Source organism: Photobacterium sp. OFAV2-7, from assembly GCF_022347985.1.
In the GTDB taxonomy this organism is placed as follows: Bacteria; Pseudomonadota; Gammaproteobacteria; order Enterobacterales; family Vibrionaceae; genus Photobacterium.
The window spans coordinates 1-7,754 of the sequence record NZ_JAKRFQ010000146.1 but is presented as its reverse complement, the minus strand read 5'-3'; the positions used below and the strand labels follow the sequence as shown (position 1 = coordinate 7,754).

At 48.8% G+C, this 7,754-nt stretch carries 5 protein-coding genes; 1 reads left to right on the top strand and 4 read right to left on the bottom strand.

The window, feature by feature from the left end; genetic code table 11:
• The 4 genes from MHN01_RS10250 to MHN01_RS10235 all read right to left on the bottom strand — a co-directional run.
• Window positions 1-341, bottom strand: a 341-nt coding sequence (locus tag MHN01_RS10250) for a PHP domain-containing protein (RefSeq protein ID WP_239411264.1), incomplete at its 3' end; no start/stop codon positions are given.
• A gap of 70 nt (window positions 342-411) precedes the next feature.
• On the bottom strand, window positions 412-2,502 hold the full coding sequence (locus MHN01_RS10245) for a tRNA(Met) cytidine acetyltransferase TmcA (protein ID WP_239411263.1): 2,091 nt from the start codon (window positions 2,500-2,502) through the stop codon (window positions 412-414).
• A gap of 154 nt (window positions 2,503-2,656) precedes the next feature.
• Window positions 2,657-3,631: a ParB/RepB/Spo0J family partition protein gene (locus MHN01_RS10240; RefSeq protein ID WP_239411262.1), complete on the bottom strand. Its 975-nt coding sequence runs from the start codon at window positions 3,629-3,631 to the stop codon at window positions 2,657-2,659.
• Window positions 3,632-3,639: 8 nt separating this feature from the next.
• Window positions 3,640-4,854: a ParA family protein gene (locus MHN01_RS10235; RefSeq protein ID WP_075766674.1), complete on the bottom strand. Its 1,215-nt coding sequence runs from the start codon at window positions 4,852-4,854 to the stop codon at window positions 3,640-3,642.
• A 1,278-nt stretch (window positions 4,855-6,132) separates the two neighbouring features.
• Here MHN01_RS10235 and MHN01_RS10230 point away from each other — a divergent pair.
• A partial coding sequence (locus MHN01_RS10230; RefSeq protein ID WP_239411261.1) for a replication initiator protein RctB domain-containing protein occupies window positions 6,133-7,754 on the top strand: 1,622 nt, incomplete at its 3' end.

Sequence of the window (7,754 nt, the reverse complement as noted above, 5' to 3'; positions counted from 1 at the left end):
TGCGCCTGGCGTGAAGAAGGCGAATAGACAGGTTCATGAAGACTCCCGATCACCCAGTCAAGCTGTGACGAGATACGCGGGTCAATATCAATCTCGCCATCTTGATTTAGGACATTTGCTTCAATGCCTCGAAGAATACCGACCCCATGAAGAAAACGGGGCAATACCCGCTGATTGGCAAAATGCCAGAAATGCGGTGCGCCAGGCATGCTCGGCGCATGATCAGTCACACAAAATAATGACAGCCCTTTACTCGCTGCCGCCTCGGCGTTTTCAAGCAACGTACTATAAGCATGCCCACTGGAAATAGTATGGGTGTGGGTATCAACTGAAAATTGCATATGCTCAGCTCCTTATAGAAGATATAGAATTAGCGAAAGCAGACTCGCTCTGCGTACAAGAGAATCGATATTATTGAGCCCGCAGGCTAACATACTCGCGTAACGACTTTTCAGCCATTTTACGGCTGGTGAATCCATAGTCTGACACAATCGTTGACCAGGGCTGACGCTGTAATATCTTGGCCACAGCCATGTAATCGTTCGTATCTAGTGCCTGCTGCTTACCCGAAAGATAGTTAGATAACCACACTTCCAAACTTGCCACCACCAGATCGTACCCCAGACCGCCATTGGCATAGATACGCACCTGCTGCTCGGCAAGGTGAGTGTTGTAATGTGGCAGTTGTGCCGCCCCATCCAGTGCAGAGAAATATAACTGGCTAAACAACAGAGTATCAAGATCACGATACTGTTCGACACGCTGGGCGTTAAGATTGGCCGCAAACAAGGTTTGCGCCTGAATTGCCCAGCCTTCTGACTCTGGGGAGATAGGCTGGATCATCAACAATGAATGGCTACCGCTTGCCGCATCTTTACTGACACCAAGTCGTACAGGGGTATATCCGGCTTTACGCCAAAAATCCACAAGCTCCGATGCCATTCCAAAACTGGTACCAAGGTAGTCAAATTTCTCTGCGACCGCCCAGCGACGGCAATGCTGCAGCAGAAGCAGCCCGATCCCTTGTTGTTGTCTCTCGGGATGGACGGCAATGCGAAGCACCCGGGCACAGCTTTGTATAGCCCCCGATTCTATCCCTATATGAGCAGCGACAGACTGCGCGAGCAAGTGACCTTTAGGCCGACGCTGCCCCAGCATTACTTGCCGCGCTAACTCCGGGGTAAAGTCGCCTTCAATACTCAGCAGACAACAACCAACAACGTGGTTCTTTGTTTCGGCGACCACAAGATGAATCGCGTCATCATCCAGTAACTGGACAAGATCTGCTGGGGAAGTTTGATAATGTGCATTGACCAGCAAGCCAAATAGCTGGGACAAATAGGTTTCGTCACCAACCAGCGAGTCGGTCGGGATATAGCGATATCGAATATCATCATTTTTCGCAACACCTGAATGTGCATCAAGTTCAGCATACTCGGCATCGAGCAGAAGCGCATTAAAAACCCATTGCTCGAGCGGATCATTATCAGCCCAACGGATCGGCTGGTTGATTTTAAGCTGTCGCCATTGTGGCGTGACAACATCAAGCTGCTGGCAAAACTTGATCGCAAATCCGCGTCCTGTCCCTTCGTAACCATGAACCGTACTGGCAAACGCAATGCGATTATAATGCCGCAGTAGCTTGTTCAACATCGGGGCGGGGATAGCAGCAGCCTCGTCAACAATCAAAAAATCAAGTGCAGGCTTATCAGACAACAAGGCATCGGGAGCGATAAATACCAACTCACTATCACCCAGTGCAAGCCTGGTCTGTGACTCAAGACTAATACCGAGTCGCCGCGCTGCATGGGCAAACAACGTCTCGGTGTTGGCATAAGCCGGAGCCGTCACCCCAATTCGCATCGTACGTTCTGACATCAAGCTTGCCGCAGCGATCCCAAGTGATGCCGATTTACCGCGGCCACGATCTGCCGTCAGGACCAGCGGTCGCTTTCGGTGACCTGTTACGACACGTCGGATAGCCGCTACTGCCTCGTATTGCCCAGGAGTAAGACAACCAAACTCGGCATCTGAATAATCCCCGTGGCTAGACGGCACAGCAGGCAATGGCGGCAAAGGCAAGCCTTGGCGCAGTTGAATAACATCAGGCAGCGAGAGTAACCCAATCATGCGGCGGATAAACGGTGACTGCTCATCGGTTTGCCGAAACCAAGTGGTCGGTGCCAGCAACAGCAGAACGCCACCACCCGTGATTGTTCCCGACAGCGCACCGAGTGCCTCGGCGTCAAAGACGCGTTGGGCATTGAAGATCAGACAATCGCATTCACGGCCAAGAAACTGTTTGGCTTTCTTTAATCTGACAGAAGAAATATGCTCGGGCGAAGATTCGCCTGCCCACAAGGGATGTTGGTAACGACGAAGAAATGCACCAACCAGTTCATTGGTCCAGCCAGCATCGCCTTCAACAACGACTAAATAACGGATATTGGCCTGCTTGGCGTTCTCGCTAAGGGCGTGACAAAAATGGATAAGATCGGACATTACAACACTCTACTGCTACTCACCCAGCGATCATAGCATGACGGTGATAACGGCGGCGAGGGTAATGCGCAACAGCAATCCAGTCACATTATTTGACATAAAAAAACCACGCAAGGCGTGGTTTTAGAGACATATGTAGGATCTGAAATAATGACTATTTCAGATAGTCCGAGAGGTAGGCAAGGATATCATCGGCCTGTTTCTCGCTGAGCTTCTTAAGCTTAAGCTGCAGTTTGTCGCCATCGCGGGTAAAGCTGACTTTCCCCTTGATCAACTCCTGCGCCTTAGGCTTTTCAATCTCAACTTTCGGCTGCAGCTCATCACTGATCTGTTCAAGCAACATCGTCACTTCGCGGGTAATACGCGTAATACCCTGAGCATCAATGGTCTTCCAAATCGCCTCATCCCCGACTGTTAGCTTGTTCACCAGCTGATCACGCTGTTCGTCGTTCAAGCCAAAAAACATACGATGCAGTTTAACGATAGTTGGTCGCCCCAACTCGCCGACACTCGGGTAGGCCATTAGCAGCTCCATCGGCAGGCTCGCTGCCTTCAACGCACCGCTTACCAAAGCCTCACTGCACTGACAATACTTCGCCAGTTCTTTCTGATCGGCGACTTTACCCGACGTCAGCAACAGCTGCATCTCCTTGCCACGTTCATACAGCGACAGTGGCTTGTGAGCATTTGCCACATCAGACAAAAACTTGGCATGCTCGCCATTGATCCCCTTGGCGACATAGATTAAGAAATCCTTGCCGGCCAGAATACAGGACATGCGACGGCGGCTACCGTCAAGCACCTCGATATTGCCGTTGTCTAGCCAGCGCCCGACCGCGGGGTACTGCTGACCGCGATCCTTGAGCGTGGTCAAAATATCAGCCAGGGCGTGTTCGTTCAAAAACGCCTGCTCACGTGCATTTTCGGCAAATACCTGGGTGGTTGATTCCACCTCACCGGCATTGATTTTCACCAACTCAAACGCAACGGTATCTTCACCGGCAACAGCCAGCTCAATAACAGAAGCTTTGTCACGTACCGCTTTCTGCGCTTCGTTGACGTTCGTCGCACGGCGTTTATCCGCTTTTCCGAACAGACGAGCATTCAGATCTTTGGTTTTAATTGCCATCTGCTATGTTACTCCTGATTCAAATTCGCCCAGTGACTGTGCATAACGCGCTCGAGCTCAAGCCCGACTCGCTGAATTGCATCCTGGGCGGTCGACAAGGTTTTCTTACCACCTTCAAATTCTGCTGCGGTCAGATCAAACACGGTACTGTAGGTATCCGCACAGGTTTCGAAGGCACGGCTGCGAGGTACAGTAGCCATCATCACCTGGTCACGCAGTAGATAATTCATTTCCGTCAACACCGAGACCTGTTTCTTATTATCATCCTCGAACATTGTCGGCATCAGGCGAATGAACTCAAGGCCATGCCATTCTTCCGGGAACATTTCGTAAACTGTTGGTAAATGCTGGAAAAAGTTAACAGTAGAGGCCCAGTCAAGACGCTTGGCCGCACAAGGAATGATCAGCGCATTCGAAGCATACATGGCATTCCAGACCAAGGGATCAATGTGCGGACCGGTATCAATCATAATAATGTCAAACTCATCGGCAATCGGATCGATGACCCGCTCCTTGAGCAATCTGACAATATCCAAATCCTGGTTAACCGCCAAGTCCTGCCACGCATCGGCATTAAACATCGCATCTTCAGGAAACGCCGCAATGGTCTTCAGGTTCGGATACTGGGTAGGCATCACCACATTATCCAACAAGAAATCCTTATCCATTTCCTGACCTTCAGGTACATTGCCCAGCATCACATCAACCGCAGAATAGATAGTTTCCTGCTCACCGACACTGATCTGCGGGTTGAGGAACAAACGTAGAGAACCCTGCGGATCAAGGTCAATAAGACAGATGCGATAACGCTTATCAAGATCAAGCGCCAGACAGGCTGCCAGGTGCACCGCCGTCATCGACTTGCCTGTGCCCCCTTTCTGGTTTTGCACATTAACAATCCAGGGCTTGCGACCGGCACCTTCTCGTTCATGGAATGCTGGTTTTTTGGCTGCATCCATAAGCTGATGCGCTTCTTCAAGCGTAATGGAATAATGATTGGCATTGTTCTTGGTAAACTGATGGCCCGTTGCCTCTACCCGGGAAATGGCATCATCGAGCTTGCGGCGGGTGAGACCAGAGCGTGTTTCCATCAACGCTTTGGACATCGGCGGGAAAAGCTCTTCACGACGTTCTTCTAAAACGATCTCGATCCGGTCTGCTTGTACCTGCTTGGTTTGCTCTGCGATATTGAGCAAGTTTTGAATCGTCTGTTCCCTATTCATTGTTGTTGTTCGCCATTATTAGTTTTGGGACACATTGTACAGCAAAACCAAATACATACAATAAAAAGCTGAACGTGCTAGTGTGATATTGTTCTCAACTGAAAATAAGCTAACAGAGCAAAAAGCCGCACTTCTATATCGATTTCCTGTCACTTTTTCGAGGCAATGATACAGAAAGAACAATTACACAAAAGTGTTACAGCGTCACTATTTTACAATGTAAATTGTAGATCAGGCCCATTTTCTCCGGAAGCGTGAAATTATCTGTTCAATTTACGGCCAGTGTTATTTCAATCTTAGCTATCGCTCTGATCACCTCATGCAGTAGCCAAATTTCAGTATGAAAAATAGAAATAGACAAAATCAGGCTGAAAACGATGAAAATGGCCTAATCCTTGGAGTTGAACAACAATCCACCAACGCGACTTGATCATTCTTCCAGAGAAACAGGCCCGATCTGAAACGATGATCAAGGCGGTAATCAATGTAAAACCGTTCATCTCACTGAGCCTGATCACAACGAGAACAACGGAAAAATGATCAAGAAGAAGATCAACATCCTTGCCGGCAAACAGAAGCCTCCGGAAGCATGAACATTTAGTGCTAATTTACGGTGAATGCAGATTGCGGCAGGCCTGATGGCAACTTTCCGGCCCTAAACCCGGCAATATACGGCAGGCAAGTGATGTTTAGACAATCAGTTGAAATACAGAGCCTACGACTTGATCATCGATCCGAACACGGACACATGAAGATTGACCTCTAAATTACGGAGAGTGCGATTTGAATCTTGGTTAATTAAGCGCCAATCATCAACCTGGCAGTCGGATCCAACTTTGAACTGACACTACTATGATCATTTTTCCGGACCAATCCTCAGCTGAAAAGATGAAATTACACCGCCGGAGAGGATCTGCGCTGAATAAACCTGTGGATAACCTGTTTTAATATCATGATCATCGTTTCTAACTCGTGATGATCATTGTTACGCGCTACTGATGATCATCCTTCCTGAGGCACTATGATCATTGTTTCTGATGAGTTATGATCAGCGTTCCGGCAATATGTTGATCATCTTTCCGTACAGGCAATTTTGAAAGGTTATTTTAATCAGTCACTTACGCGTTTATTTTTCACCGGATCATAAGATCAGAATATCAATAAGATCACATTAAACAAAAAGATCAGTTTTTAACTGATTCAATAAAAAGAGCTTTATTTCTTGATCTTTTTCTATTAATCTTTCCGGAAAGATGATGCTTCTACGGCTAATGATAAATGAAAGCCCCTGGTAACAACGATAATAAAACCGTCGAAAAGATTTTGATCTCTGCGCCACGATCCCACAAAGATGGCCACCTGTTCGCAATACCTTCTGCCCTTGTAGACTGGTTACCTCAGTACCAGCACTTCAAAGGTGTGACGAAAAGTATTATTGAACTGCTTAACTTAATTTCTCTTCGCGGCCTATCGAGCCAGGACGGTATGGTTTCAACTACTGAGTTGGTAGAAGCGACTGAAGGACAACTAACACGTGCAGCCATTCAGCAGCGCTTGCGTGCTGCTGTCAATATTGGTTTATTCAGCCAACAACCTGTACGTTTTGAAGAAGGCCTGGCCGGGAAAACCATGCTGCACCACTTTCTGAATCCGGCTTTGCTGATATCTCAGCTTGGTACAGGTAGCCTGAACTCAGAGCAGAGCAAGGCCCAGGAGAAACAGAAGCGCTCCAAGGCATTGGCGCAAAACCATGTTAACCGACGTCTGTTGAACGAGTACGGCCTGGGAACCCCCCCAACCATGCCTGACGAAGCTGATCAAATTGTTGTTTCGCCAACCAGCTGGGCCGGGATCATTGATCAGGCACTGGCGCCGCCGAGAACCAAGAAGAGCTATCAGAAGTCGATGGTTGCGATCAGCGGCACCAAGGCGATCATCGAGACGCGATCCTCAAAATCGATCATGACCGTTGATGATCTGATGACCTTATTTGCCCTGTTTACGTTGACGGTGCAGTACCATGATCATCATTTGCCGGACTATGAGATCCAGTCCCGTCACATGGGCAATAAGACCCCGATTTATATTACGGATATTCTGGCTCTTCGTGGCAAAAAAGACAGCGGACCGGCACGTGACTCGATCCGAGAGAGTATTGATCGGATTGAATTTACCGATTTTCAGTTGCATGAGCTTACCGGTCGCTGGCTCAGCGAGAACATGCCTGAAGGCTTCAAGAGTGATCGTTTCCGCTTTCTGGCCAGAACGATCACGGCTTCGGAAGAAGCACCGCAGGAAGGTGATGACGGCGAGATTCGGATCAAGCCCAATCTGTATATCCTGGTCTGGGAACCTTCGTTCTTTGACGAGTTGCTAACTCGTGATTACTTTTTCCTCTTCCCACCGGAGATCCTGCGCCAGCATACGTTGGTTTTCCAGCTCTATACGTTCTTCCGGAGCCGTATGTCCCGTAGGGTCAATGACTCGATGCTGCTTAGCGAGCTCAATCAGAAACTGGCTCGCAATATTGAATGGCGCCGTTTCTCGTCGGATCTGATCCGCGAGCTACGAAAACTGGCCGAAGGTAAGATTACTGATGATATCTTTGCCGTCAATCTGTGGGGCTACCACCTGACGATCACCCCTGAGGATCAGGATAAGCGCTACTGTGATTATCAGATTGACATTAAGTGCGATGCCGATGAGGTGATCCGTTATTCACGGGCTAAAACCACCAATGAAGGCAAGCGCTCAATGGCACCGACGATGCCAAACCCGCTGCGAAACGAAATTATGCCCAAGCAGGAGCTTGATCAGCTTTCCGAGATCATCGACGGTGAGTTCGAGCCGATCCAGCGCAAAGAGGGACGGACCAAGGGCCGTTTGGGGCGCAGAGTGAA

Coding starts and splice junctions, on each gene's coding strand:
- MHN01_RS10235 (WP_075766674.1), bottom strand. CDS start 4,854: ATGAATAGGGAACAGACGATTCAAAACTTGCTCAATATCGCAGAGCAA.
- MHN01_RS10245 (WP_239411263.1), bottom strand. CDS start 2,502: ATGTCCGATCTTATCCATTTTTGTCACGCCCTTAGCGAGAACGCCAAG.
- MHN01_RS10240 (WP_239411262.1), bottom strand. CDS start 3,631: ATGGCAATTAAAACCAAAGATCTGAATGCTCGTCTGTTCGGAAAAGCG.